Origin of the sequence: Mesorhizobium sp. C372A (genome assembly GCF_030323245.1) — a bacterium.
Classification (GTDB): domain Bacteria; phylum Pseudomonadota; class Alphaproteobacteria; order Rhizobiales; family Rhizobiaceae; genus Mesorhizobium.
Window position 1 is genome coordinate 487,094 of the sequence record NZ_CP100475.1, and the last position, 23,596, is coordinate 510,689.

Sequence of the window (23,596 nt, forward strand, 5' to 3'; positions counted from 1 at the left end):
GAAGCAGCTCGGTTCCTGGTGGCACCCGAGCTGCTTGCGGACAAATCGCGCCGCTGCGCCAAATTCGGCTCATCGGTAGCGTTATCGCGTTCGGGCGTCCTTACCTGCGGGCTGACCTACGGCCACTGCGAACATGTCCATGTCGACGGAGATCCGGTTTACGTCAAACACTCCGGGCGCCTGCGCGCGCTGCCAGTCCAAATGATCATCAACGGCATGCGCCAGAGGCTCAACGAGTCGGTCTAGCGCTCGCGTCATTCTGTTTAACTGAGGATCGCACCCATGAAGCCTGTCTACCTCGACAACAACGCAACCACACGGGTCGATCCTGAGGTCGTGCAAGCGATGTTGCCGTTCTTTAGGGATCAATTCGGCAACCCTTCGTCGGCACACGCTCTTGGCGCCTCAGTCAGTGCGGCGGTGAGAAAGGCGCGGAGGCAGTTGCAAGCTCTGATCGGCGCGGAGTTCGAGGATGAGATCACTTTCACCTCGGGTGGGACAGAAAGCGACAATGCAGCGCTTCTTTCAGCGCTCGAGGCGGCGCCCAACCGAACCGAGATCGTGACGTCCGCGGTCGAGCATCCCGCCGTGCTGACGCTCTGCGCGCATCTTGAGAAGACCCGCCGCCTCAAGGTGCACAGGATCCCCGTGGATTGCCGTGGTCGGCTCGATCTCGACGCCTATATGGCCGCCCTCACCCCACAGGTGGCAATCGTATCAATAATGTGGGCGAACAACGAGACTGGTGTGATCTTCCCCGTGGCAAGGCTTTCCGAGTTGGCCAAGGAAGTGGGTGCCCTATTCCATACCGATGCTGTGCAGGCGGTCGGTAAGCTTCCGATGGACCTGAAGTCGACCGCAATCGACATGCTGTCGCTCTCCGGCCACAAGCTGCACGGGCCGAAAGGAATCGGTGCGCTTTTCGTAAAACGTGGCGTCAATTTCCATTCGCTGATCAAGGGGGGTCACCAAGAACACAACCGGCGTGCTGGCACCGAGAATACGCCCGGCATAGCCGGGCTCGGCACGGCGGCCGAACTCGCCTTGAAATTCATGGACGACGAGAACACGCGGGTAAAGTCGCTCCGCGATCGCCTGGAGGGCGGGATCCTCCAGCGCATCCCAAGCACCTGTGTCACTGGTGATCCCTTGCAACGGTTGCCCAACACCGCAAACATCTCCTTCGAACATGTCGAAAGTGATGGAATTCCACTTCTCCTCAGCCGCATTGGCATCGCGTGTTCCTCTGGCTCGGCCTGCACCTCCGGCTCTCTGGAACCAAGCCATGTCCTAAGCGCGATGAAAACGCCACACGCGGCAGTCCGCTTCTCCTTGGCGCGGGACAACAGCGAAGAGGACGTCGACCGGGTGCTCGAGGTCATGCCGGGAATCGTGGGGAAGCTGCGCAGCTTTTCCGGTTCTGGGCCGGGTAATCCGGTCTATGCGTGAGCCGCAGAAGAACAGGCTACCGGTCATGAACCGTCATGTCTCCCTCAACGATACGACCTTGCGCGATGGCGAGCAGGCGCCGGGCGTCGCCTTCACCACGACGGAAAAGCTGGAGATCGCTGAGTCTCTTGCGGCGGCCGGCGTGACAGAGATCGAGATCGGCACGCCGGTCATGGGCGTCGACGAGATGGAAACAATTCGCGCCGTGGTAGCGCGGCGTCTTCCGGTTCGGCTCATGGCCTGGTGCCGGATGACGTCATTGGATCTCGATGCAGCGATCGAGAGCGGCGTCCAAGCGGTCAATTTGTCGCTGCCTGCGTCGGACATCCAACTTGCCGCCAAGCTCGGCCTCGACAAGGCGGGAGCGCTCCAGGTCATCGATCATATGGTGAGGCGCGCCGCCGCCGCCGGCTTCTTCGTCGCGGTGGGCTGCGAGGATGCCTCGCGGGCCAATCGGGATCATCTCGCCCGCGTCATCGAGACGGCCGCACGCGCTGGCGCAAGCCGCGTGAGGCTGGCTGACACAGTCGGTGTTCTGGACCCGTTTTCGACCTTCGAACTTGTCGCCCAGCTCGTGGTGCAGTCTCCAATCGACCTTGAATTTCATGCGCACAACGATCTCGGACTTGCTGCCGCCAACACGCTGGCCGGGATCCGCGCAGGCGCGCGCCATGCCTCCGTCACCGTCCTGGGGCTCGGCGAGCGTGCGGGCAATGCCGCGCTAGAGGAGGTGGCCGCCGCAATGGCGGTCTTCGACGGCGCAGACACCGGCATTGAGCTGACCGCATTGCCCGGCCTCGCCGCCCAGGTGGCTTGGGCCGCCCGCCGGCCGACCGCGGCCACTAAGCCAGTCGTCGGCGCCGATGTTTTCACCCACGAATCCGGCATTCACGTCGCAGGGCTGCTGAAGGACTCGCGTACTTATCAGGGGCTCGATCCGACTCTCGTGGGCCGCTGCCGGCGGATCGTCATCGGCAAGCATTCCGGCGCCACTGCGATTGCCCATGTGTTGAGCGAAAGCGGTCGCGATCTCGACCCGGATCTGGCAGCCGCGATGGTGGCCCGCGTCCGGCGCGAGGCGGCCGAGACCAAATCGACCGTCACTGCAACTCGACTGGTCGAGCTCTACGATGGAATGTGCAGCGAGGGATCCCTCATCGAGCTGTGCGGGTCCAAGTCAGCCGTGCGCGAGCGCACAGAGGCCACAGTTTTGCGACCAGGAAGAATGCAATGAATTGTTCCGCTGACAGCCGCCCCATGGATGTCACTGACATCCTCGCACGACTGAAGCGCTTGTCGGCTGCAGAGGAATTCTTCTCAGTCCTAGGCGTCGCCTATGACCCGAAGGTACTGAATGTCTCGCGGCTCCATATCATGAAGCGTGTGGGCCAATACCTCGCCGGAGAAGATTTCTCCGGTCTGCCCGACCAGGTGATTGCCGCGAGGGTGCGCGCGACGCTCGAACGCGCTTACGAGGACTTTGCCATTTCCTCGCCGCTCACGCATCGGATCTTCAAGGTGCTCAAGGACCACGATCCGAACAAACCTGCCGCGCCGGGTCACACCTTTGTTCCGTTCGACTCGGTACTGAAGCGGTTCGGACGGGAATGATCGGCGACAAGGGTGCGACGCGACAATGTCGAGCAGCCGCCAAATCCGGTCATCACCACAGCGCCGTCAGAAGCAACCAGCCGAAGTTGTAGGAAAGGGGGCAGCGCAAGAGACTTGGCACGAATAATGCGGATCAAGGAGATAACCGCAATGCCGCACCCGGACAGGAGCCTAGAGAAACCGCCAATGCACATCGTAATCTGCATCAAGCAGGTGCCGGACTCGGCACAGATAAGGGTCCACCCGGTCACGAACACGATCATGCGCCAGGGTGTTCCGACCATCATCAACCCTTACGACCTGTTCGCCCTCGAAGAAGCGCTCAGACTGCGCGACGCACATGGCGGCGAAGTCACTGTGCTCACTATGGGTCCGCCCATGGCAGAGGACGCGCTGCGCAAGGCGCTCGGTTACGGCGCCGACCGAGCGGTGCTCTTGACCGACCGCTATTTTGCCGGCTCCGACACGCTGGCAACCTCGTTCGCCCTTTCCCAGGCAATCGCGAAGATTGGCGAGACGTTCGGCACGCCAGACCTCGTCTTCACCGGCAAGCAGACGATCGATGGCGACACCGCCCAGGTCGGGCCCGGCATCGCCAAGCGCCTCGGACTCCTGCAATTGACCTATGTCGCGAAGATCCCTTCTGTCGACCTTGCTGCACGCGAGATCAAGGTCGAGCGCCGCTCCGAAGGCGGCACACAGATGCTGAAGAGCAGGCTCCCTTGCCTCATCACCATGCTGGAAGGCACAAACGAGATCCGCCGGGGCTCGATCCAGGACGCCTTGTGCGCCGCGCGGAGCCAGGTCTTGAAATGGAGCGCGGCCGACGCCGGCATTGAGGATCTCACCAAATGCGGCCTGCGCGGTTCACCGACGGTCGTCAAACGTGTTTTCGCCCCTCCTGCTCGAGCTGAAAAGGCGGCACAAATCGACACCGCCGAGAAGGCCTTGCGCGATGTCGCTGACGAACTCATCACCGCAATCTTCACCCGCCAGCCGGCGCTGGAACATGAGCTCGCCTTTAACGGCGGCGCGTGACGGCAAGGAGCAAAACGATGTCGACCGCGAACGGAGAAACCCCTCGCCCTGCCGCCGGCCGCGCCGGCATAAAGAAGGAATTGCCCGCCCATTTCAAGGACTATCGGCACGTTTGGGTTTTCATCGAGCTCGAACGTGGCGAGGTCCATCCGGTATCATTCGAACTGCTCGGCGAAGGCCGCAACTTAGCAGACAAGCTTCAGGTCCAGCTTGCAGGCGTCGTGCTTGGGCCGCCGGGAGAGGCCGTCGGGAACGCCGTTGCCGAAGCATTCGCGTATGGCGCTGACCTTGTCTACATCGCCGAGGCGCCCCTGCTCGCCGACTATCGGAATGAACCTTTCACCAAGGCGCTGACGGATCTGGTCGATACCCACAAACCCGAAATCCTTCTTCTCGGTGCCACCACACTGGGCAGGGATCTTGCCGGCTCCGTGGCGACGAACTTGCAGACGGGGCTCACGGCCGACTGCACCGAACTCGATGTGGATACCGACAGTTCGCTCGCCGCCACGCGTCCGACTTTCGGCGGTTCCTTGTTGTGCACGATCTATACGCTCAATTTCCGCCCGCAGATGGCGACCGTGCGGCCGAGGGTCATGCCCATGCCGCAGCGGACGGATAAACCGGTCGGGCGTGTCATCCGGCACAAGCTTTCGCTTGCCGAGGACGAGATCGCTACCAAAGTCCTCGGCTTCCTGCCGGACAATCAGTCGGCGAAGGCAAACCTTGCCTATGCCGACGTCGTGGTTGCGGGAGGCCTTGGTCTTGGCGCGGCGGAGAACCTGCAGCTTGTGAAGAACCTCGCACGAGCAATCGGCGCCGAGCACGGCTGTTCGCGTCCGTTGGTCCAGAAGAGCTGGATGCCAGCTGATCGGCAGATCGGCCAAACTGGCAAGACGATCCGGCCGAAGCTTTACATAGCGGCCGGGATTTCCGGCGCCGTCCAGCATCGGGTTGGCGTGGAGGGGGCGGATCTCATCGTGGCCATCAACACCGACCCGAACGCGCCGATTTTCGATTTCGCTCACCTCGGAATCGTCACCGACGCGATCCGCTTCCTGCCCGCACTGACGGAAGCCTTCACCCGGCGGCTGTCGCCCCACAGTCGCGATAAGCTTTCGAGCTAAGGGGATGGACATGATCGAGGAAAACTTCGACGCCATTGTTGTTGGGGCAGGCATGTCCGGAAACGCAGCTGCTTACACCATGGCCAGCCATGGCCTGAAGGTGCTGCAGTTGGAGCGGGGTGAATATCCGGGCTCCAAGAATGTCCAGGGTGCCATCATGTACGCGAACATGCTGGAGAAGATCATCCCGGATTTCCGGGATGATGCGCCTCTCGAGCGGCATTTGGTTGAACAGCGGCTTTGGGTGATGGACGACACATCCCATACAGGGATTCACTATAGGTCGGACGACTTCAATGAGGCGAAGCCCAACCGGTACACGATCATCCGTGCCCAGTTCGATAAATGGTTTTCGCGTAAGGTGCGCGCGGCCGGCGCGACCGTTCTGTGCGAGACGACCGTGACGGAACTCATCCGTGATGCCAATGACAGGGTGATCGGCGTCCGCACAGACCGGGCGGGCGGAGCCATCTACGCGGACGTGGTCGTTCTCGCAGAAGGTGTCTGCGGACTGCTTGGCACTCGAGCCGGCCTGCGTGAGATGCCAAAGCCGCAAACCGTGGCCCTCGCCGTCAAGGAAATGCATTTCTTGCCCGAAGAGGTCATTGAGCAGCGGTTCGGCGTAAAGGGCGATGAGGGCTGCGTGATCGAGGCGGTGGGCACGACCTCCCGCAGCATGGCCGGGCTCGGCTTCCTCTATACCAACAAGGAGTCCATCTCACTGGGCATTGGCTGCCTCGTCTCCGATTTTGCCGCGATGGTCGAGAGCCCCTACGTTCTCCTTGATGCCTTGAAGAGCCATCCTTCGATCCGGCCGCTGATCGCCGGCTCGGAAGTGAAAGAATATTCCGCACACCTCATTCCCGAAGGCGGCTACAAGGCTATTCCGCAGCTCTTTGGCGATGGTTGGGTCGTGGTCGGCGATGCCGCGCAACTGAACAACGCCATTCACCGCGAGGGTTCGAACCTCGCCATGACCTCCGGCCGCATTGCGGCTGAGGCAATCGTCGAGGTCAAGAGCCGCAACGGTCCGATGAACAAACGGAATCTCGCCCTTTACAAAGCCATGCTGGACAAGTCCTTCGTGGTCAAGGACCTGAGGAAATACAAAGACATGCCGGCCTTGCTCCACACCAATTCATGCAATTATTTCACGACTTATCCGCGGTTGATGTCGCAAGCTGCGCAGAACTTCATGCGTGTCGACGGCACGCCGAAGATCGAGAAGGAAAAGGCGACCACGGCGGCCTTCATCAAGGCGCGCTCGCGCTGGGGGCTGGTCAGCGACGCGGTCCGCCTTGCATTGGCGTGGCGCTGAGGGGAGACGAAATGACCAGCGCAGCGACGAAGTCACGTGTCGAGGACAAGCTTTACCAGAACCGCTACTTGGTGGATTCCGGCCGCCCGCACATCAAAGTGCGACCGCACCAGAAGCCGAGCGCGAATTTGCTCGCGCTGACCCACGTCTGCCCGGCGAAATGTTATGAGTTGAACGACAAGGGTCAAGTGGAGATCACTGCCGACGGCTGCATGGAGTGCGGCACCTGCCGGATTTTGTGCGGGACGACTGGTGAGATCGAGTGGAACTATCCACGCGGCGGTTTCGGAATCCTCTTTAAATTCGGATGACCGGCGCACGCATGCCCTAAGCAGATACCGCGCTCAGGGACTCTACGATATGTGAAGGTGCTGACCGCGCCAAGCGAGCTGGAGATTACGCTCGCCATACGCTGGGCAATTGTCGTGAACGTCCTGCCCACGTTTCTGCAGACGGGTGATGGAGAAGTCGTCGTCTGGACGCTGAAGGAGAGCCGGAGATTGCCGCCACTGCCGGCAACACCCACGCACCTCAATCAGGCACTCGCCGCCTCATACCACAGGCTGTACCAGATCGAGCGGATTGCGGCTGCCGGCCAGTCGCATCGGCGCCTCCGCAGCAAGGTATCTCCCCTTACGGCCGGCGTCCGAACCATGCCGCTTGTCGCCCGCATCTGACGGAACGCTAGTGGCTGATCGACGCGATTGACAAGGCCGGTTGGGTTTTGCCAGGGCGGCTCGTATCCCTGGCCTCACGCCCTGGATAATCGGCTACGCCCTGCGCCGGCATGGTATCAAGGTTAAGAAATTCGGGACGTCGTGATGACGTCAAGCGTAAGCAGCCCGGAGTGGTCTCGCTCACACTCTGCGCGCCCGAGGCTGCTAGCCTCGCGACCCTATTTGCCTGTCCACTGTCGTAAGCCCGACAGGTGTGTCGGAGCAATCCGAAGGAATGTGACACGGGAAGCCTATTCATGAACCGAAACAGCTCTTTGGGCTGGCATAGCTCTTGCGCTTTGAACTGCGACATCACGCAGCAACGGAGCCGTTCATGTCTGCACCGGCAATTTCGCTTGAGAGCCTCAGCACGACATTCGGTGACCAGTTGCTTGGCACCATGAAACTCGGGGGCTGCGCGTCTTCGTCCTGCGGCTCGTCGACAAAGCCCGACGACACGGATCCGGCTGTCTGGGAGAAGATCAAGGATCACCCCTGCTTTTCAGAAGAGGCGCATCACTATTTCGCGCGTATGCACGTCGCGGTCGCGCCGGGCTGCAACATCCAGTGCAACTACTGCAATCGCAAATATGACTGCGCCAACGAAAGCCGGCCTGGGGTGGCCTCTGAAAAGCTGACGCCCGATCAGGCGCTACGCAAGGTGATCGCGGTCGCCAATGAGGTGCCGCAGCTTTCCGTGCTCGGCATCGCCGGACCGGGCGACGCCTGCTACGACTGGAAGAAGACGAAGGCGACCTTCGCCAGGGTCGCCAGGGAAATCCCAGACATCAAGTTTTGCATATCCACGAATGGGCTGGCGCTGCCCGACCATGTCGATGAGCTTGCTGACATGAATGTCGATCACGTGACGATCACGATCAACATGGTCGACCCTGAGGTCGGTGCAAAGATCTATCCTTGGATCTTTCACGATCATCGCCGCTACGTCGGCATTGAAGCCACCCGGATCCTGCACCAGCGGCAGATGTTGGGCCTGGAGATGCTGACCGCGCGGGGCATCCTCACCAAAATCAACTCGGTGGTGATCCCGGGCGTGAATGATGAGCATCTGATCGAGGTGAATAGATGGATTAAGGAGCGAGGCGCGTTCCTGCACAACCTTATGCCGCTGATTTCGGACCCGGCCCACGGCACGCACTACGGTCTGAGCGGGCAGCGCGGCCCAAACGCAATGGAGATGAAGGCTCTTCAGGATCGTGTCGAAAACGGCGCCCAGTTGATGCGCCACTGCCGGCAGTGCCGGGCAGATGCCGTGGGCCTGCTCGGAGAAGATCGTGGCCAGGAATTCACAGTCGACCGGATTCCCGGCGAGGTCACCTACGATGCCAGCAAACGCAAGGCCTATCGGGAGCTGGTCGCGGAGGAGCGCCGTGATCACGTCGAGGCTAGGAGAGAAGCGATCGGATTGGTCAAGGCAGCGAGCCCCGGCAAGTCCCTTCTCTTCGCGGTGGCGACCAAGGGCGGCGGCCGCGTCAATGAGCATTTCGGCCATGCGAAGGAATTCCAGGTTTATCAAGCCTCGCTGAAAGGGATCAGCTTCGTCGGGCATCGGAAGGTGGACAAGTATTGCCTTGGCGGCTGGGGCGCAGAAGCCGCCCTCGATGGCGTCATCGCAGCGCTTCAAGGCATAGATATCGTGCTGTGCGCCAAGATTGGAAATTGCCCGCAGGATCAGCTCGCGGAGGCTGGAATCAGAGCCACCGACGCCTGTGCCCATGACTATATCGAGACAGCAATCAGCGCGATTTACATCGCCGCATCTGGGACCCCCACACTCGCGGCGACGGCCTGAGCTGTCTCATTCATTCGGACCAGGAGTTAAAATGGCTTTCAAGATCATCGCATCCCAATGCACCCAATGCGGCGCCTGCGAATTCGAATGTCCTTCCGGCGCGATCAAGTTCAAAGGCGAGAGCTACGTGATCGAGTCACAGAAGTGCACCGAATGCGAGGGGGTCTTCGATGCGCAGCAATGTGCCTCGGTATGTCCGGTGCCGAAGACCTGCGTTCCTGCGTAACGGACATTGGACTGCCGACATGGTTGGGGGCTGCCTACGCAGGACGCCTGGAACGCCTTGTTCGCAATCTCAGCCGCAAGAGAAATCAGGGAACGGACATGTCGCTCGGACGCGAAGAGGAGATCGAAATCCGCAGGCCTCCACGATTCATGCCGGGAGAGCGGGTACGTGCCACTCGCCACATAAAGAATGACGGCACCTATCCTGGCAGGGAGATCGGCGAAAATCTCGTGCGGAAGGGGGACGAGGGATATGTGCGCGACATTGGCACCTTTCTCCAGCAGTTCTTCATCTATGCGGTCGAGTGGATCGACCGTGGCACCGTAGTCGGTATGCGAGCGCGTGAACTGATGAGCCTCGACGAGGCCGAGGCGCCCTGCAGTGCTGAAAGCAATACCAATGAAGGGACGGCCAGATGAAAGTCATGATCCGCAGGACCGATGCTGGTTTGTCAGCGTATGTCCCCAAAAAGGACCTCGAAGAGCCGATCATCAAACTCGAGAAGGAAGAGTTGTGGGGCGGAACGGTCACGCTCAGGAACGGGTGGCGGCTCCTCCTACCCGATCTCCCACATGATACGCGTCTGCCGATCACCGTCGAGGCAAGGAAGATTTCCGAAGAGGGCTGATGCTGCCCCTAGGTGCGTCGCGAGGAAACGAGATGAACACGATCCTGACATCGGGCCACCTCGTCATTGTGCGGGACAGTTTTGCTGAAAAGCTGCTTGACCTGGCGAAGGAAGCGCTCGCCGCCGATGAGGTGATCCCCTATCTCGGTCCGGGTCTTCTTGAGTTGAACTGTGTGGAACCGCCTGTGCCGCATACCCCGGAGGTTGTTGCCGCGGCACTCAATGCACGGGCTCCAGCCCCTTCCAGGATCCGCACCAATATGTGGTCGGTTGCACAGTTCATCGAACAGCGCCGGCATCGCCGGACGCTTCAAGCTTGGATGACCGACATATTCGCAGCGCCGGTGGGGCCGACCCCCTTCCACGCCTGGCTCGCAAGGCTGCCACTCTCCCTCATCATCGACAGCTGGTATGACAGCGCGATGCGCACGGCTCTGGTAGAGACCGGCCGAACGGACGTCCTTGAGATACAAGGCGTCACGCGCGCGAATGAAATCGGCAACATTTGGACGAAAACCTACGATTTGTCCGGGAGGGAGCTCGACCCCCGATTGGGGGCCAAGACGGTTCTCTATTCACCTCACGGGAGTATTACGCCCGCGCAAAACTTTCTCGTCGCAGATTCCGACTACGTCGAAGTCCTGTCCGAAATTGATATCCAGACACCGATCCCAGACGCTGTGAAGGAACGGCGCATCACCCGTGGATTTTTCTTCGTTGGCTGCCGCTTCAACGATCAGATGCTGCGCACCTACGCCAGACAGATCATGAAGCGCTCCCGCGGTCCCTATTGCACCGTAATGGACGCGGAAACCCTGACCAGAAACGAAGCGCGTTTTCTTGCGGCAAGCGGAATCACGGTGATCGACATGCCACTAAGTCAAGCGGCGGCTCGGCTTGTGGGAACGGGCACGGCTGCAGGTTGAGGACGGGATTAACAATGGCGGATGCCTTTGATGATGTCTGCTTCGGCTTTCCTCGAAGGCGCAAAATGCAGTCGGGAATACACCCGTGAACAGTGAAGCTGTCAGCGGCGCAACGAACGCACTGAATTCGTTGGCCCATGTTGAAGCGGCGCGCTGGGGCCGGGATTTGAGTACGCTGTTGCGCATCACGCGTATGAATCTGCGCCATCCGTGGCAGGTCGCCCTCGCTATGGGCTCGACGATCATGGCGGCAATCCTCCAGTTGCTCATTCCCCATCTTCTCGGCCGGGCTGTCGACCAGACCCAGACAGCTATCGGGGGCGGTGTCGCGGGGGCTGCGGCAGGACAAGCGCTCTGGGCCCCGGCTCTCCTGCTGCTCGCCGTCAGCGCGCTACGCGGCGTTTTCACGATGGCGCAGAACTATTTTGCCGAAGCCGTCGGGCATCATGTCGCGTACGAATTGCGGCTCGCCTACTACGACAAGATCCAACGTCTCAGCTTTTCCTTTCACGACCGGGTCCATTCAGGCGATCTGATAACTGCCGGAATGCTCGATCTCGAAGGCGTGCGGATGTATTTTTCCACCGGGCTCATGCGGGTGCTCCTGCTGACGATGCTGATCGGGATTGGCGCTTACATGATGATCTCGACCGATCCGATGCTCGGCTTGGCCGCGCTCAGCTTCGTGCCTCTTGTCGCTTGGCGCTCATCGACCACACAGCTTAGGCTGCGCGCCACCTGGCTCGACCTCTATGAGCGCCTTTCGGTACTAAGCCGCGTGATGAAGGAAAATCTCGCAGGTATCCGTGTGGTCCGCGCTTTTGCGGCTCAATCCTATGAGATGCTGAAGTTCGACGGCGCTTCCAAGAACGCGCTCGACCTCGCCAACGATCTCGTTGACATCTACGTACCCAACACGTCGGCGATGACCTTGTCCTACTTTTTCGCAATGGGATTGGTGCTTGGGATCGGTGGCAACAAGCTCGTCGCTGGCGAGATCAGCGTCGGAACCATGGCGACCTTCCTGACCTTCATGACCATGCTGCAAATGCCAGTCCGCCAGATCGGTCTCATGGTCAATGCGTTTGCCCGCGCTTCTAGCTGCGGTTCGCGGCTTTTCGGTCTCCTCGATCAGGAGATCACCATCAGGGATGCTCTCGAGGCCAGACCGCTTGAGATAAGTGACGGCACTCTGCGCTTCCACAATGTCTCATTTGCCTACCCCAACGCCGAAAACCGCGCCATTCTGAAGAACCTCAGCTTTGAGGCCCGGAGAGGCGAGACGATCGCTATCGTCGGTCCGCCGGGTTCCGGCAAATCGACGATGGCTCATCTGGTCCCCCGCTTTTACGACGTGACCGGTGGCGCCATCACGTTGGACGGCCAGGACATACGCAATGTCACCCTCGAGAGCCTTCGCAAGGCGGTCGCGGTTGTACAGCAGGATGCGTTCCTATTCACAACAACGATCGAGAACAACATCGCTTATGGCGATCCCTGGGCGAAGAGACAGCGAATTGAACGCGCTGGAGAATTCGCCCAGCTCCACGACTACATCCTCGGGCTCCCGGCAGGGTATGAGACGGTCGTGGGCGAACGCGGCGTTTCTCTCTCTGGCGGCCAGCGCCAGCGTCTCACGATTGCTCGCACCATGATGCTGCGCCCCTCCGTCATCATTTTCGACGACTCGATGGCCGCGATCGATGCCGGCACCGAGCTGCGCATTCGCGCGGCGATGCGGCGCTTCGCAAAGGATCGGGTGACGATCATCATCGCGCACCGGCTGAGTGCGCTTAAGCATGCCGATCAAATCCTTTTTGTCGATAAAGGCGAAATCGTAGAACGCGGCACGCATGAAGAGCTTCTGGCGAAGCGGGGACGCTACAGGGCCCTTTACGATCTCCAGACGCGCCCGGGTGATAGCATTATTAGCCAGGATGGGGGCGCCCGCTGATGGACCAGGGCCGCGGCGAACTCGAAGCCGAACGTGACGATGGGAGACGCCCTCCGCGCGCGGTCGTCGGCTCGCACCGGATCGAGGAGGAGATGTTCGGCCGGGCTTTCGACAAGAGCATCCTCCGTCGCATCTGGGGCTTCGTCCATCCCTACCGGGCAAAGGTAGTTGTCACGATTGTCGCGATGCTGATCTTCACCGGGACGCAGCTTCTCATCCCCTTGATCATCCGCTACGCGATCGACCTCGGCATGAACCCGGCAAGGCCCGATCGCTCAGCCCAGCTTGCGGCCGTCGGCGCGTTCCTTTCGGCGATTTTGGTCAATTTCGCCGCCGGCTACATGCAGGAAGCCTTGGATGGGAAAATGGCCGAAACTGTCCTGTTCGACATCCGCCGCGCCATGTTTGGCCATCTGCAAAAGGTTTCGCTCTCTTTCATGGACAAGACCGAGGTCGGACGCCTGATGTCGCGCCTGCAAGGCGACGTTAACTCCATACAGGAGTTCCTGGAAACCTCGGTATATTCCCTAGGCGATGTTGCGCTTCTCTTCGGCATCGTTTTCGTAATGCTGTGGCTCGACTTTCGCCTCGGCCTCCTGACGCTATCGGTTCTGCCGATCCTGGTGATCGTCCGCATTGTCTGGTTGCCGCGTGCCCGCGACGCCTTCATGGCTGCACACGAAACCAATTCCGTCGTCAATGGCGCGCTGGCCGAAGCCATTCACGGCGTGCGGACCATACAGTCAATGGACCGCCAGCAGGTGAATTTCAGTCTTTTTGACGATCGGGCCCATGCCAACCTCAGGACCCACCTGATCGCTGCCAGATATGCACTGGTCATGGTGCCCATCGTCGATGGCATCACCGGCCTCGCCTTGGCCGCCGTTATTGTGGTCGGCGGCTCGATGGTCATGAATAGCCGTATAGATGTGGGCGTGTTGGTAGCCTACCTATTTTACATCCAGCGCTTCTTTGACCCGATCCGCTCACTCACCCTGCAATATTCGGTCATGCAGCGCGCCATGGCCTCAGGCAAGCGCCTGACCGATGTGCTCAACGTCAAGATCGATGTTAAGGACAAACCCAATGCCGAGGTGCTTTCGCCCGAAATGGACGGCTCGGTCGAGTTTAGGGACGTCACCTTCGGCTACGATCCGAACCGTTCGGTTCTGAAAAATGTCTCGTTCAAGGTCAATCCGGGCGAGACGGTCGCACTAGTCGGACCGAGCGGTTCTGGCAAATCGAGTGCGATGGCCCTGGTCCACCGCTTCTATGATGTTCAGCAGGGTCAGGTGCTGGTCGGCGGACATGATGTACGCGACCTCACCCAGGATTCGCTCGGCCGCCAGGTCGCCATGGTGCTGCAGGAGCCATTCCTGTTCACCGGGACGGTCTTCGAGAACATTCGATACCAGAAGACGGAAGCCACGCGCGACAAGGTGATCGAGGCGGCCAAGGCTGTCGGCGCGCATGACTTCGTCATGAGCCTCGCCGACGGGTATGAGACCCAACTTGGCGAACGCGGCGACAACTTATCTCTCGGCCAGCGCCAGCTTATCAGTTTCGCCCGCGCCCTCGTCGCTGACGCCAAGATCCTCGTGCTCGACGAAGCTACCGCCAATATCGACAGCTACACGGAATTGCAGATTCAGAAGGCTCTGATCAAGCTGCTTGAAGGGCGGACTGGCCTCGTCATCGCCCACCGTCTCGCCACGGTCCGGGGGGCCGACCGCATCATCGTGCTTCAGAATGGCCAAGTTATTGCGACTGGCAACCACGATGAGTTAATAGCCATGCGCGGCCTGTATTCCAAACTCTACTATCTCAACTACGCCTCCTTCGACGACCTTCCCGAACACGATACCACCGTCCAAGCTGGCTCTCAGACCTGACATCTTGGCGGCCTTGTGGTAGTGGCGTTGACTTTCGGGCGTGTCGGCAGACCACTCAGGCCACCGCATCCGGCCAGCAGCCAGCATTCAAGAACGAGCACTCCTCGCAATTCGTGAAGACCGGCTGCGAACGATTTCCTCCAGCATCGTATCCGACCGCGGTGCACCACCATCATCGGGCGAGCTCGCTGGAGGTGTTGGCTGGGCGTCGCAAAGCCGCTCGCGAGCGCGCCCTCAATAGCGCCGTAGCGAGTGACGGCTTTGCCACCGACGGGCCGCTGATGAAGCTGGATTAGTGGGCGCCGCACCGACGCCGCCCCGGGCGAGAAGAACCTCCTGCGGCTGGCTATGGGCAACGACTAGCGCCAGCGCGACGAGCAGACGCGTGCCGGCATCGTGACGCGCTCGGCTACCCTCTCCTTAGGATCGTGCATGTTCACACGATGGCCCAGACGCCAGCCAACGCACAAAGCTGGTATCCTGTGCCGCCTGCTCGTCGTCAGTTTGGCCTCCTCCCGATTGCCCGCCCCACCACGTGCAAGCTCGAGCACATGGTCAGCCAAGTCGAGCCATGATTTCGGATTGAATGGTCCTCGCGGTGTAAAGGGAAGCATCTAGCGGCAGATTTCCAAATGCCATTTGACAAAGCAGGTAGTTGGCACCTGCCTCTTCCAACTGATCTAGCAGAGCTTTTCGCACAGACTCTGCTGATCCTACCACGCACAATTCACTCTCGACTGCCGCATCGAAGGTCAGCGGCAAGTTTGGTGGAGTGGGGATAGCGTTAAGCTCGTAAAGGAATTGGAAGCTCTTGAGCCAGCGTGCGTAAGCAGGTGCCGCGAGCGAATAGGCATGTGTGTCACAACGCCCAATCACGACCATGCGGAGCAATCCGACAAATCTCCCTTGATCCCCCCCGCCTGCGTTGTCCTCTCGATAGGCGCGGAACGCATCAGTAGTTTTGCGAACAGAAGAGGAAGGTCCTACACACGCGATATTTGTTCCATTCGCAGCGGCCCAAGCTGTGGACTCGGGTCGATTGGCAGCGACCCATGTGGGCGGATGTGGACGCTGATGAGGTCTTAGCGTCAAAGGAACGTCATTGAGATCAAAATGGCGACCTTGATAGCAGAGCGTGCCGACCTCCCTCGAATTAACAAGTATTTGCATAAGAATTTCGCTGGCTTCGGCATAACGGCCCGGCACCGCGTCCGCACCAATCCCGAAGTAGCCCAATTCGGTCGGGAGAGCACCGCGCCCTATGCCCAGTTCGAGCCTGCCACCGCTCAACTGGTCCAGCATACAGATCTCTTCGAACGCACGCAGCGGATGATAAAGCGCAAGCAGCATCACCAAGGGTCCGAGACGCAAGCGCCGGGTGCGCTGGGCGACGCTCGATAAGAACAGATTCGGCGATGGACCTCTCCCATGGGGAGTGCAGTGGTGTTCTGCGAGATGATAGGCATAGAACCCTAGCTGATCGCACGCCTCTGCTAATATCAGGCGATCTTCGTACTGCCGGCCTATATCGCGGCCATCCTCATCCAAATGATCGAAGATGCCGAAAGCTAGGTTTGAAGGAAAGACGTTTGTCACTCTTTAAGTCCCCGATTTTAAAAGCAGGCTGTTTTCTTGCTGGGGTCACCAAGCAAGTCGGAAGAGATGTGTGTGATCGCCGATTAGCGTCAGTGTAACGAAGAAGCAGAGCCTGACGCTTCCCTGCCCCTGAAGCTTGGCACCGTTAAGCTTCCAGCGATGTCGCCAGCGGCAGCAAGAAATTCATCCATCTGCTCTTTTGTGCCGATGCTGACGCGGATACAGTGTTCCAAGCCTTTGTCCGGAAAAAACGCGACAAGTATCTTTTGCCTCTCCAATGCTGCTTGCCACCATGAGCCGTCCTGTCCCGCGGGCACACGGGCCAGCAAGAAATTTGCGCGGGAGGGTGTTACGGAAAATCCGAGTTGCGATAGTGCAACTGTCACTCGCTCTCGTTCATCCTTGATGTGCTTGTGGTTGTCTGCGTAGGCGCCGCGATGCGCAAGCACGCTGATACCTACGGCATGCCCGATCACGTTCATGTTGAAGACGTTCTGGATGTTTCGCAGCCTTCCAATAATTTCAGGGTGACCGAAACCGAAACCGACGCGAATGCCGGCGGCGGCATAGCTTTTCGAGAATGACCTCAAGATCAGAAGGTTCGAATACCGGTTGATGAGGCGCAGTCCGTGATCGGGTGCAAAGTCGACGTATGCCTCATCAAGGACAATCAAGCGGTCCGATTGTGCTACGAGGCGTTCGATATCGCTGATCGGGAGGAATGTTCCGGTCGGATTGTTTGGATTGGCCAACATAATAAACTTGGCGTCTTTTGCCGGACCGGAAAGCAATTGCTCCATTGGCAGGGAATGAGCTTGACATCCGATTTCGAGGAACTCAGCGCCCTGAAGCATGGCAAGTTTGCGGTTGAACGAAAACCCTGGCGACATCATCGCAACCTTGTCGCCGGGTGCGAGGAAAGCTCTGTAGATCAGTCCGAGCAGTTCAGACGACCCGTTGCCAGCGATGACCTGATCCCTGGAAACGCCATAGGCGCTGGACGCTGCTTCCCTCAGTCTGGAGTTGTCGTCATCCGGATATAGATACTGGCGCTTGAGGGCCGCCACTGCACTTTGCATTATGATTGGCGGCAACGGAAACGGGTTCTCATTCGTATTCAGCTTGATAAAATTTCCGTCCGGCGCTGGTCCGTTGGACGGCAGAGCATCTAACTGTCGTGTCACTTGCGAAAGAGCCGAAAGCACAGTTTGCAGTTTTGCATCGGACATATTTTACTCCGTTTCAGTCACACAGGGGGCATCCGTATGAGCTCGCAACGAGAGCAACATGGCGGACGAGATTGACGATGGCAGGGTTGCCTTTCACACAATGGTCGCAGCGCCCGCTGACATGGGAATTCGGCCAGGCTGTCCTCGGTCGAATCGAGTTGACGCGGACGCGGATCTGCATCGCTGCGCGGCGCCAAGGCGCTAAGCGGCTCAGCTCATGCCCAGGGTCATGCTTTCAAAGACGCTTGATCTCGACGCCATATTTCCTCAGCACGTAGCCAATCTGTCGCGGGGTCAGCCCAAGCAAGCGCGCTGCCTTTGCCTGCACCCAGCCACATCTTTCCATGGCAGCAATGACGCGCTCTATATCGGGCGTCCTCGCGCCAATTGGGTGGGTTGCGCCGGCAAGCGGGTTAGTCGCGGCCGAACTGGCGGCCTCGTCCGGGGGCGTGGCCAAATTCGCTGACTCCGGCAGGATCGGCGGTGGTTGCAGCGCGGCCTTGCCCGATCTGCACTTCCACAGCGCCTCGGCAAAGCATTGGCCTTGGGAGCAGGCAAAGTCGTTTCTCCCGATTGACAGTCCCTCGGCCAGGATCGCTGTCCGGTGCACGCAATTTTCAAGCTCGCGAATGTTGCCGGGAAACTCACATTTCATCAGCACTTCAATCGCACGCGGATCGAAGGTGAGCGTACAGCCGTTCTCGTCGTTGAACTTCTTGAGAAACTCAGCTGCGAGGAGCGGAATATCGCTGCGCCTTTGGCGCAATGCTGGTACCAGCAAGGGAACCACGTTGATGCGGTAGTACAGGTCGGCGCGGAACTCATTCCTTGCAACCGCCTCTTCCAGGTTCCTGTTCGTGGCGGCAATCACGCGAACATCGACCTTGATGGTCTGATTGCTGCCGACGCGCTCAAACTCCTGCTCCTGCAGCACGCGCAGTAGCTTTGCCTGGAACGAGGCCGAGATCTCGCCAATCTCATCCAGAAACAACGTCCCCTTGTCAGCGAGCTCAAAGCGCCCCTTGCGGGAATTGAATGCGCTTGTGAAGGCACCCTTCTCATGACCGAACAATTCGGATTCCAGGACTGTCTCTGGGAGCGCTGCACAATTGAGTTTAACGAAGGGCCGCTTGGCGCGCGGCGACAACTCGTGAATTGCCTTGGCAGCCAGCTCCTTCCCGGTACCGGACTCACCTCGCAACAGAACTGTGGTTTTTGCCTTCGCTACGACCGCGATCTTCTCCAGCAGGGCGCTTATCGCCGGACTGTCACCAATCATACCCTCGACGTGAACCTTTTTTCGCCGGGGTGCAGGGTGCTTAACATCAGAAAATTTCGTTTGCAGCCGATGTTCCAGCTCCGGCGCTCGCTCGCTGTCGGCCGCGGAGAAGCGATGCAACTTGACTGTCTGTCCCACCATGTTGGCAATCATGGTGAGCAGCCGGACATCATCGTCGAGCCCATAGCTTGACCTGCTTTCCAAAACCCGGTCCAAAGTCAGCGCGCCTATGGCGTTCCCATCAACACGAATGGGAACGCCGATGAACGACACGGTGTCGGAGGCCCCAAGCACCTCGATATCAGTGGCAGTGAAGGTCGGATGCATCGCTATGTCGTCGGCGACGAGCGGCGTGTCGGTCGTCACAATCTGATCGATGGCGTTGCGCGGCAGGCGCGACCGGGAGGGCTCATTGCCGTTCGTGCCGCAGCCGCTGGCCACTGTGATGTCCAGTCCGCCCTCGGCATCGCAGAGAGCGATGATGCCGTGCCGCATCTGGACAAACGAGTGCAGGAGGTCGACTACCTTGGCCAACTTGAGTTCGAGCCGGGCGGCATCGGCGAGTACTTTCGATATTTCGAAGATGCCGGTTAGCGCGCGCTCGTGCAATGCCACATTCGCAGGATTCGTGTCGGGCTTTGGACAACCCTTTATCGCATTCGGCAGCGATATGCCGCAGTCGCGGGCATTCTGTTCTGACTTGCTAATGTTGTGGTGCATGTGATCCTCGATCTCGCGCCATCAAATCTAGGCTGGCGGCATGTGCGCCCGCGACGTCGCGGGCACGCGCGAATATGCTCCGACGTGAACTCGTGCCGCCGCCGTGTGGTCGAGTGCAAAGCGGGTCTAGCCCTGACGCATCGCTTGGCTACTCCCTCCACGAAGCTTGGCCATGTTATTGGCTTGCCCCGGGCAAACACACGTTGTTTTCAAAAGACTGGAGCGAGGCAGCATAGTCAATCGAGCTTTCTTTCATCTGTGAAAGGAAACCTCGCGGCCTATGATAGGATTCATCAGTTCTATCTTTGCGTTGAAGCAGAAATACCTGGGCCGGCCATGCCTTGCCCGAGCGGCTGACCGCGCGGAGTGTAAATGCGGGGCCGTGACATTCACCAGCGCCCGCGAAGGAGGGGCGGGAGCGATAATAACAGCCAACGGCACTGGTCCGTTGCGGCAACCGCCATCTTTCTCGAGTTGATCAGGCGGCGGCGATGTCGGGTGTGAAGGCGCGAAGCTGGCGTCGAGTACGACTTCGTAGGCGGTGCTCGCGACTTCTGAATCGCATCGTCGTGGTCAGCACCATCACCAGCCTGGGGCCGAAATCGGCACACTCAATGAGCGTATCGAAAAGTCTGAACAGATTACGATGCGACCGCTTGAAAACGGCTGCCCCTGCTGCGGGCGTTGATTTGCAAAATGGGTCGTCCAAAGGACCGTCCGAATTTATTCTGTGCATTGCAGTGGCTGCACGGTGGTAGGCTGTCCAGAAACGAGCGCTTCCGAACAGGGGTAAGTTAGCCTGTCATCTGGACGGCCTTGAACAGGCGACACGATGGGGCCCGGTCCAAAGCCGGCTAACGAGGAACCCACCACGCTCTGTGCAGCAAACCGCTAGCCAGAGGGATCGACCGGCAGCACTCTGCCAGAGACCATCAAGGGCGTTCGGACCGCGACCTTGCCCGCTGGTCTGACACCGCATTCCTCCATCATTGGCGAGCCCACGTCAGTTCAGGTGATGCGGATTCATCTGGCATGGGTATTGCGGCGGCGTTGGTGCAGCGTTCGACCGGAGCGCCGCGATAGGGAGAAGCCCGGGAGAAGTCACGCCACCTCGATCCGGTCAGGGAGAGAGAAACAGTGTCAGGTGCACAAGTCCGCGGCGCGAGTCCCGCGCCCCGCAAACCCTTCTACACCAAGCTCTACGCCCAGGTGCTTGCCGCCATCGCGCTCGGCGTCGCAATTGGCTATTTTTATCCGGAGACCGGCGAGAGCCTGAAGCCGCTGGGTGATGCCTTCATCAAGCTGGTCAAGATGATCATCGCGCCTGTCATCTTCCTGACAATTGCGACCGGCATTGCCGGCATGAACGATCTTCATAAGGTCGGCCGGGTCGCCGGCAAGGCAATGGTTTATTTCCTCACCTTCTCAACGCTCGCGCTGATCGTCGGCCTCATCGTCGCCAATGTCGTCCAGCCTGGCGACGGCCTGAACATCGATCCGGCCTCGCTCGATGTCCAGGCCGTGAATACCTATGCCGCAAAAGCCAAAGCGCAGTCGGTCACCGGCTTCCTGATGAACATTATCCCGCCAACGATCGTCGGTGCCTTCGCGGAAGGCGACATCCTGCAGGTGCTGTTCTTCTCGGTTCTGTTCGGCATGGCGCTTGCGATGGCCGGAGAGACGGGCAAGCCTGTCGTTTCCTTCCTCCAGGCGCTCATTGTGCCTGTCTTCAAGCTCGTCGGAATTCTGATGAAGGCCGCGCCGATCGGCGCTTTTGGCGCGATGGCCTTCACCATCGGCAGATATGGCATCGGTTCGGTAGTCAACCTCGCGATGCTGGTCGCGACGTTCTATTTCACCGCCTTCCTCTTCGTGTTCGGGGTTCTCGGCGCAGTCTGCCGGTACAACGGCTTTTCGATTTGTTCTCTCATTCGTTACATTAAGGAAGAGCTGCTGCTTGTCCTCGCAACGTCCTCCTCGGAGGCGGCGCTCCCGTCGCTGATGGAGAAAATGGAGAAGGCGGGCGCCAGGCGTTCGGTTGTGGGTCTCGTCATCCCGGCCGGATATTCGTTCAATCTGGACGGCACGAATATCTACATGACGCTAGCGGCTCTCTTCATCGCACAGGCGACGAACACGGATCTGTCCATCGGCGATCAGGTGCTGCTGCTGCTCGTAGCAATGCTTTCCTCCAAGGGCGCTGCAGGTGTGACAGGTGCGGGCTTCATCACCCTGGCGGCTACGCTCGCGGTAGTTCCGAGTGTTCCCGTTGCTGGGATGGCACTGATACTCGGCATCGACCGATTCATGTCCGAATGCCGGGCGCTGACGAATTGCGTCGGCAACGCAGTGGCATCCCTCGTCGTCGCACGCTGGGAAGGAGAGTTGGACCGAGCACAGATGAAAGCTGCCTTCAGCGGTCATCAGCTTACCGAGGCATCAAACCGGCTACCCTCCTGCAAGTAAGGTGGGCGGCCCACGACCTGTCAAGTCGCTTAGCTGGTCACATAACTGAACGACCGACCCGCAGCCTCTAAACGGCTCCTCACGGACCATGTATCAGAAGCGCTAAATGTGTGAGTGCAAATCGTCACCGCCCTTTAAGCGAATGAGCCTTTCAGTATACCCGGCCGGTTTACGTCTGCAATGATGTTCGTCCAACACGTTGTGCCCATTCGTATGGGGACGTCTTCACTTTGCCACCCGAAACCGAAACGCGTTAGGCGGACAGAGAGCCGGCCGGCGTCAAAAACCAATCAGAATAGGACCTATGACCAAGCGCCCCACAATTGCCGATCTCGCCCGCGAAGCCCGAGTCAGCGTAGCAACGATCGATCGGGTTCTGAACGCCCGCCATCCGGTGCGCGAGGAGACCGCGCGGCGGGTCCACGACGCCGCCCAGGCGATCGGCTATCATGCTGCCGGGCTAATCAAGCAGCGGTTGCGGCGAGACCTACCGCACTACCGTCTGGGCTTCATCTTGAGAAAACCGGCCCAGCATTTCTACCAAGATTTTGCGCGCGAGGTCGAAGCATCGGTCAATTTGGCCCAGTCCTTCCACGGCATTCCGCTCGTCGAATTCGCCCCGTCACATATGCCGAGCGACCTGATCGCGCCGCTCAAGGAGTTGGGCGCACGCTGCCATGCAATCGCGATGGTGGCACCGGACCACCCGAAAATCACAGCAGCGGTTGAGGACCTCAAGGCCAAGGGCATTCCGGTTTTCTCGCTGCTTTCCGACTTCGCCGCCGGCGTGCGACAGGGGTATATCGGCCTCAACAACCGCAAGGTGGGGCGCACGGCCGCTTGGATGGTGTCCAAGGTCGCAAAACGGCCCGGCAAAGTGGCGGTGTTTGTCGGCAGCCATCGTTTCCAGGGTCACGAGCTCCGTGACGTCGGCTTTCGCTCCTATTGCCGTGAGAACGCGCCCACGTTCGAGGTGCTGGATCCGGTCATGAACCTCGAGAAACGGCAGATCACCTACGAGGCAACGCTTGATCTCATGCAGCGGGAGCCCGAGCTCGTCGGCTTCTATGTCGCCGGCGGCGGCATGGAGGGCGCCATCTCCGCGCTCCGAGAAGAGGGCAAAAGTCGGGATCTCGTCGCGATAGTGAATGAAATCACACCTGAGTCTCGGGCAGCGCTCGCAGATAACATCGTCACGATGGCGGTCGCCACGCCAATGCGCCGGCTTTGCCAGGAGCTGATAACGCTGATGACACGGGCTATCGAGACCGGCACCGCTGAAACACCCGGACAGACATTTCTGCCGTTCGACATCCATCTGCCGGAAAATATATGAAGGACTCTATCCTAAGCGGGCGCTTTAGCCGCGGCCCAGGACGAAGAGCCAAATTGGGTACGGCCGCGCCTTAAGGCGGAAGCGCGAGGTAGATTGCCTGGATCCGCAGCATCAACCTCCACCGGCTTTACTGCCAACAGGCCCGACGTTCTCGTGCAGGGGGTGTGGTCAATGATCTCGCACAGCAATAGCAGAGCGAGGCCAGCACAGTCCATTTGGGATCGACCTCGTCGACCGCCATCTCCTCGCCTGGCTGCACGTGAAAAGCCGCG

At 59.7% G+C, this 23,596-nt stretch carries 20 protein-coding genes; 17 read left to right on the forward strand and 3 right to left on the reverse strand.

Going from position 1 to position 23,596, the window contains the following annotated elements; translation table 11 throughout:
• Positions 1 to 282: 282 nt before the first annotated feature.
• The 15 genes from nifS to NLY42_RS02325 all read left to right on the forward strand — a co-directional run bounded on the left by nifS (position 283) and on the right by NLY42_RS02325 (position 14,698).
• Positions 283 to 1,449, forward strand: a complete 1,167-nt coding sequence (nifS, locus tag NLY42_RS02255; RefSeq protein WP_023755865.1) for a cysteine desulfurase NifS — start codon at positions 283 to 285, stop codon at positions 1,447 to 1,449.
• Between the two features lie 25 nt (positions 1,450 to 1,474).
• Positions 1,475 to 2,683 carry a homocitrate synthase gene (gene nifV, locus NLY42_RS02260; protein WP_031244921.1) on the forward strand — a complete coding sequence of 403 codons (1,209 nt, stop codon included), beginning with the start codon at positions 1,475 to 1,477 and terminating at the stop codon, positions 2,681 to 2,683.
• The gene (gene nifW, locus NLY42_RS02265) at positions 2,680 to 3,060 is read left to right on the forward strand and encodes a nitrogenase stabilizing/protective protein NifW (protein ID WP_031244919.1); all 381 of its coding nucleotides are present in this window, start codon (positions 2,680 to 2,682) and stop codon (positions 3,058 to 3,060) included. The genes nifV and nifW overlap by 4 nt, the downstream gene beginning before the upstream one ends.
• 186 nt (positions 3,061 to 3,246) lie before the next feature.
• On the forward strand, positions 3,247 to 4,098 hold the full coding sequence (locus tag NLY42_RS02270) for an electron transfer flavoprotein subunit beta/FixA family protein (RefSeq protein ID WP_023672212.1): 852 nt from the start codon (positions 3,247 to 3,249) through the stop codon (positions 4,096 to 4,098).
• Positions 4,099 to 4,115: 17 nt separating this feature from the next.
• Positions 4,116 to 5,225, forward strand: a complete 1,110-nt coding sequence (locus NLY42_RS02275) for an electron transfer flavoprotein subunit alpha/FixB family protein (protein WP_023755868.1) — start codon at positions 4,116 to 4,118, stop codon at positions 5,223 to 5,225.
• A 10-nt stretch (positions 5,226 to 5,235) separates the two neighbouring features.
• Positions 5,236 to 6,543, forward strand: coding sequence for an FAD-binding protein (locus NLY42_RS02280; protein WP_023712672.1), 1,308 nt, complete (start codon positions 5,236 to 5,238; stop codon positions 6,541 to 6,543).
• Positions 6,544 to 6,554: 11 nt separating this feature from the next.
• The gene (locus NLY42_RS02285) at positions 6,555 to 6,854 is read left to right on the forward strand and encodes a ferredoxin family protein (RefSeq protein ID WP_023806340.1); all 300 of its coding nucleotides are present in this window, start codon (positions 6,555 to 6,557) and stop codon (positions 6,852 to 6,854) included.
• Between the two features lie 51 nt (positions 6,855 to 6,905).
• Entirely contained in the window at positions 6,906 to 7,220 is a 315-nt protein-coding gene (locus NLY42_RS02290; RefSeq protein WP_023672216.1) for a hypothetical protein, read from the forward strand.
• Positions 7,221 to 7,593: 373 nt separating this feature from the next.
• Entirely contained in the window at positions 7,594 to 9,072 is a 1,479-nt protein-coding gene (gene nifB / locus NLY42_RS02295; RefSeq protein WP_023708818.1) for a nitrogenase cofactor biosynthesis protein NifB, read from the forward strand.
• A 31-nt stretch (positions 9,073 to 9,103) separates the two neighbouring features.
• Positions 9,104 to 9,298, forward strand: a complete 195-nt coding sequence (locus tag NLY42_RS02300; RefSeq protein ID WP_023672218.1) for a 4Fe-4S dicluster domain-containing protein — start codon at positions 9,104 to 9,106, stop codon at positions 9,296 to 9,298.
• Between the two features lie 98 nt (positions 9,299 to 9,396).
• Complete coding sequence (locus NLY42_RS02305) at positions 9,397 to 9,717, forward strand: nitrogen fixation protein NifZ (RefSeq protein WP_023672219.1); 321 nt, start codon at positions 9,397 to 9,399, stop codon at positions 9,715 to 9,717.
• Positions 9,714 to 9,926, forward strand: a complete 213-nt coding sequence (nifT, locus tag NLY42_RS02310; protein WP_023672220.1) for a putative nitrogen fixation protein NifT — start codon at positions 9,714 to 9,716, stop codon at positions 9,924 to 9,926. Before NLY42_RS02305 ends, nifT begins: the two co-directional genes overlap by 4 nt.
• 32 nt (positions 9,927 to 9,958) lie before the next feature.
• A complete protein-coding gene (locus tag NLY42_RS02315; RefSeq protein ID WP_023706365.1) occupies positions 9,959 to 10,852 on the forward strand; it encodes an SIR2 family NAD-dependent protein deacylase in 894 nt (297 codons plus the stop codon).
• 85 nt (positions 10,853 to 10,937) lie between these two features.
• On the forward strand, positions 10,938 to 12,806 hold the full coding sequence (locus NLY42_RS02320) for an ABC transporter ATP-binding protein (RefSeq protein WP_023755870.1): 1,869 nt from the start codon (positions 10,938 to 10,940) through the stop codon (positions 12,804 to 12,806).
• The gene (locus NLY42_RS02325) at positions 12,806 to 14,698 is read left to right on the forward strand and encodes an ABC transporter ATP-binding protein (RefSeq protein WP_023755871.1); all 1,893 of its coding nucleotides are present in this window, start codon (positions 12,806 to 12,808) and stop codon (positions 14,696 to 14,698) included. Before NLY42_RS02320 ends, NLY42_RS02325 begins: the two co-directional genes overlap by 1 nt.
• A 555-nt stretch (positions 14,699 to 15,253) precedes the next feature.
• Here NLY42_RS02325 and NLY42_RS02330 read toward each other — a convergent pair.
• The 3 genes from NLY42_RS02330 to nifA all read right to left on the reverse strand — a co-directional run bounded on the left by NLY42_RS02330 (position 15,254) and on the right by nifA (position 19,522).
• Complete coding sequence (locus NLY42_RS02330; RefSeq protein WP_031194208.1) at positions 15,254 to 16,294, reverse strand: LLM class flavin-dependent oxidoreductase; 1,041 nt, start codon at positions 16,292 to 16,294, stop codon at positions 15,254 to 15,256.
• Positions 16,295 to 16,383: 89 nt separating this feature from the next.
• Positions 16,384 to 17,523, reverse strand: a complete 1,140-nt coding sequence (gene hisC, locus NLY42_RS02335; RefSeq protein ID WP_031244917.1) for a histidinol-phosphate transaminase — start codon at positions 17,521 to 17,523, stop codon at positions 16,384 to 16,386.
• A gap of 235 nt (positions 17,524 to 17,758) precedes the next feature.
• Complete coding sequence (nifA, locus tag NLY42_RS02340; protein ID WP_023731294.1) at positions 17,759 to 19,522, reverse strand: nif-specific transcriptional activator NifA; 1,764 nt, start codon at positions 19,520 to 19,522, stop codon at positions 17,759 to 17,761.
• Between the two features lie 1,137 nt (positions 19,523 to 20,659).
• Here nifA and NLY42_RS02345 point away from each other — a divergent pair.
• A complete protein-coding gene (locus NLY42_RS02345) occupies positions 20,660 to 21,988 on the forward strand; it encodes a dicarboxylate/amino acid:cation symporter (RefSeq protein WP_031244916.1) in 1,329 nt (442 codons plus the stop codon).
• A gap of 304 nt (positions 21,989 to 22,292) precedes the next feature.
• Positions 22,293 to 23,324, forward strand: a complete 1,032-nt coding sequence (locus tag NLY42_RS02350) for a LacI family DNA-binding transcriptional regulator (protein WP_023672231.1) — start codon at positions 22,293 to 22,295, stop codon at positions 23,322 to 23,324.
• Positions 23,325 to 23,596: the final 272 nt, after the last annotated feature.

Bases quoted from the DNA above. Each gene is read 5' to 3' on its own strand.
- nifB (WP_023708818.1), top strand. From the start codon at position 7,594: ATGTCTGCACCGGCAATTTCGCTTGAGAGCCTCAGCACGACATTCGGT.
- NLY42_RS02305 (WP_023672219.1), top strand. From the start codon at position 9,397: ATGTCGCTCGGACGCGAAGAGGAGATCGAAATCCGCAGGCCTCCACGA.
- NLY42_RS02325 (WP_023755871.1), top strand. From the start codon at position 12,806: ATGGACCAGGGCCGCGGCGAACTCGAAGCCGAACGTGACGATGGGAGA.
- nifW (WP_031244919.1), top strand. From the start codon at position 2,680: ATGAATTGTTCCGCTGACAGCCGCCCCATGGATGTCACTGACATCCTC.
- nifT (WP_023672220.1), top strand. From the start codon at position 9,714: ATGAAAGTCATGATCCGCAGGACCGATGCTGGTTTGTCAGCGTATGTC.
- nifS (WP_023755865.1), top strand. From the start codon at position 283: ATGAAGCCTGTCTACCTCGACAACAACGCAACCACACGGGTCGATCCT.
- NLY42_RS02315 (WP_023706365.1), top strand. From the start codon at position 9,959: ATGAACACGATCCTGACATCGGGCCACCTCGTCATTGTGCGGGACAGT.
- NLY42_RS02270 (WP_023672212.1), top strand. From the start codon at position 3,247: ATGCACATCGTAATCTGCATCAAGCAGGTGCCGGACTCGGCACAGATA.
- NLY42_RS02285 (WP_023806340.1), top strand. From the start codon at position 6,555: ATGACCAGCGCAGCGACGAAGTCACGTGTCGAGGACAAGCTTTACCAG.
- NLY42_RS02280 (WP_023712672.1), top strand. From the start codon at position 5,236: ATGATCGAGGAAAACTTCGACGCCATTGTTGTTGGGGCAGGCATGTCC.
- NLY42_RS02350 (WP_023672231.1), top strand. From the start codon at position 22,293: ATGACCAAGCGCCCCACAATTGCCGATCTCGCCCGCGAAGCCCGAGTC.
- nifA (WP_023731294.1), bottom strand. From the start codon at position 19,522: ATGCACCACAACATTAGCAAGTCAGAACAGAATGCCCGCGACTGCGGC.
- hisC (WP_031244917.1), bottom strand. From the start codon at position 17,523: ATGTCCGATGCAAAACTGCAAACTGTGCTTTCGGCTCTTTCGCAAGTG.
- NLY42_RS02300 (WP_023672218.1), top strand. From the start codon at position 9,104: ATGGCTTTCAAGATCATCGCATCCCAATGCACCCAATGCGGCGCCTGC.
- NLY42_RS02275 (WP_023755868.1), top strand. From the start codon at position 4,116: ATGTCGACCGCGAACGGAGAAACCCCTCGCCCTGCCGCCGGCCGCGCC.
- nifV (WP_031244921.1), top strand. From the start codon at position 1,475: ATGAACCGTCATGTCTCCCTCAACGATACGACCTTGCGCGATGGCGAG.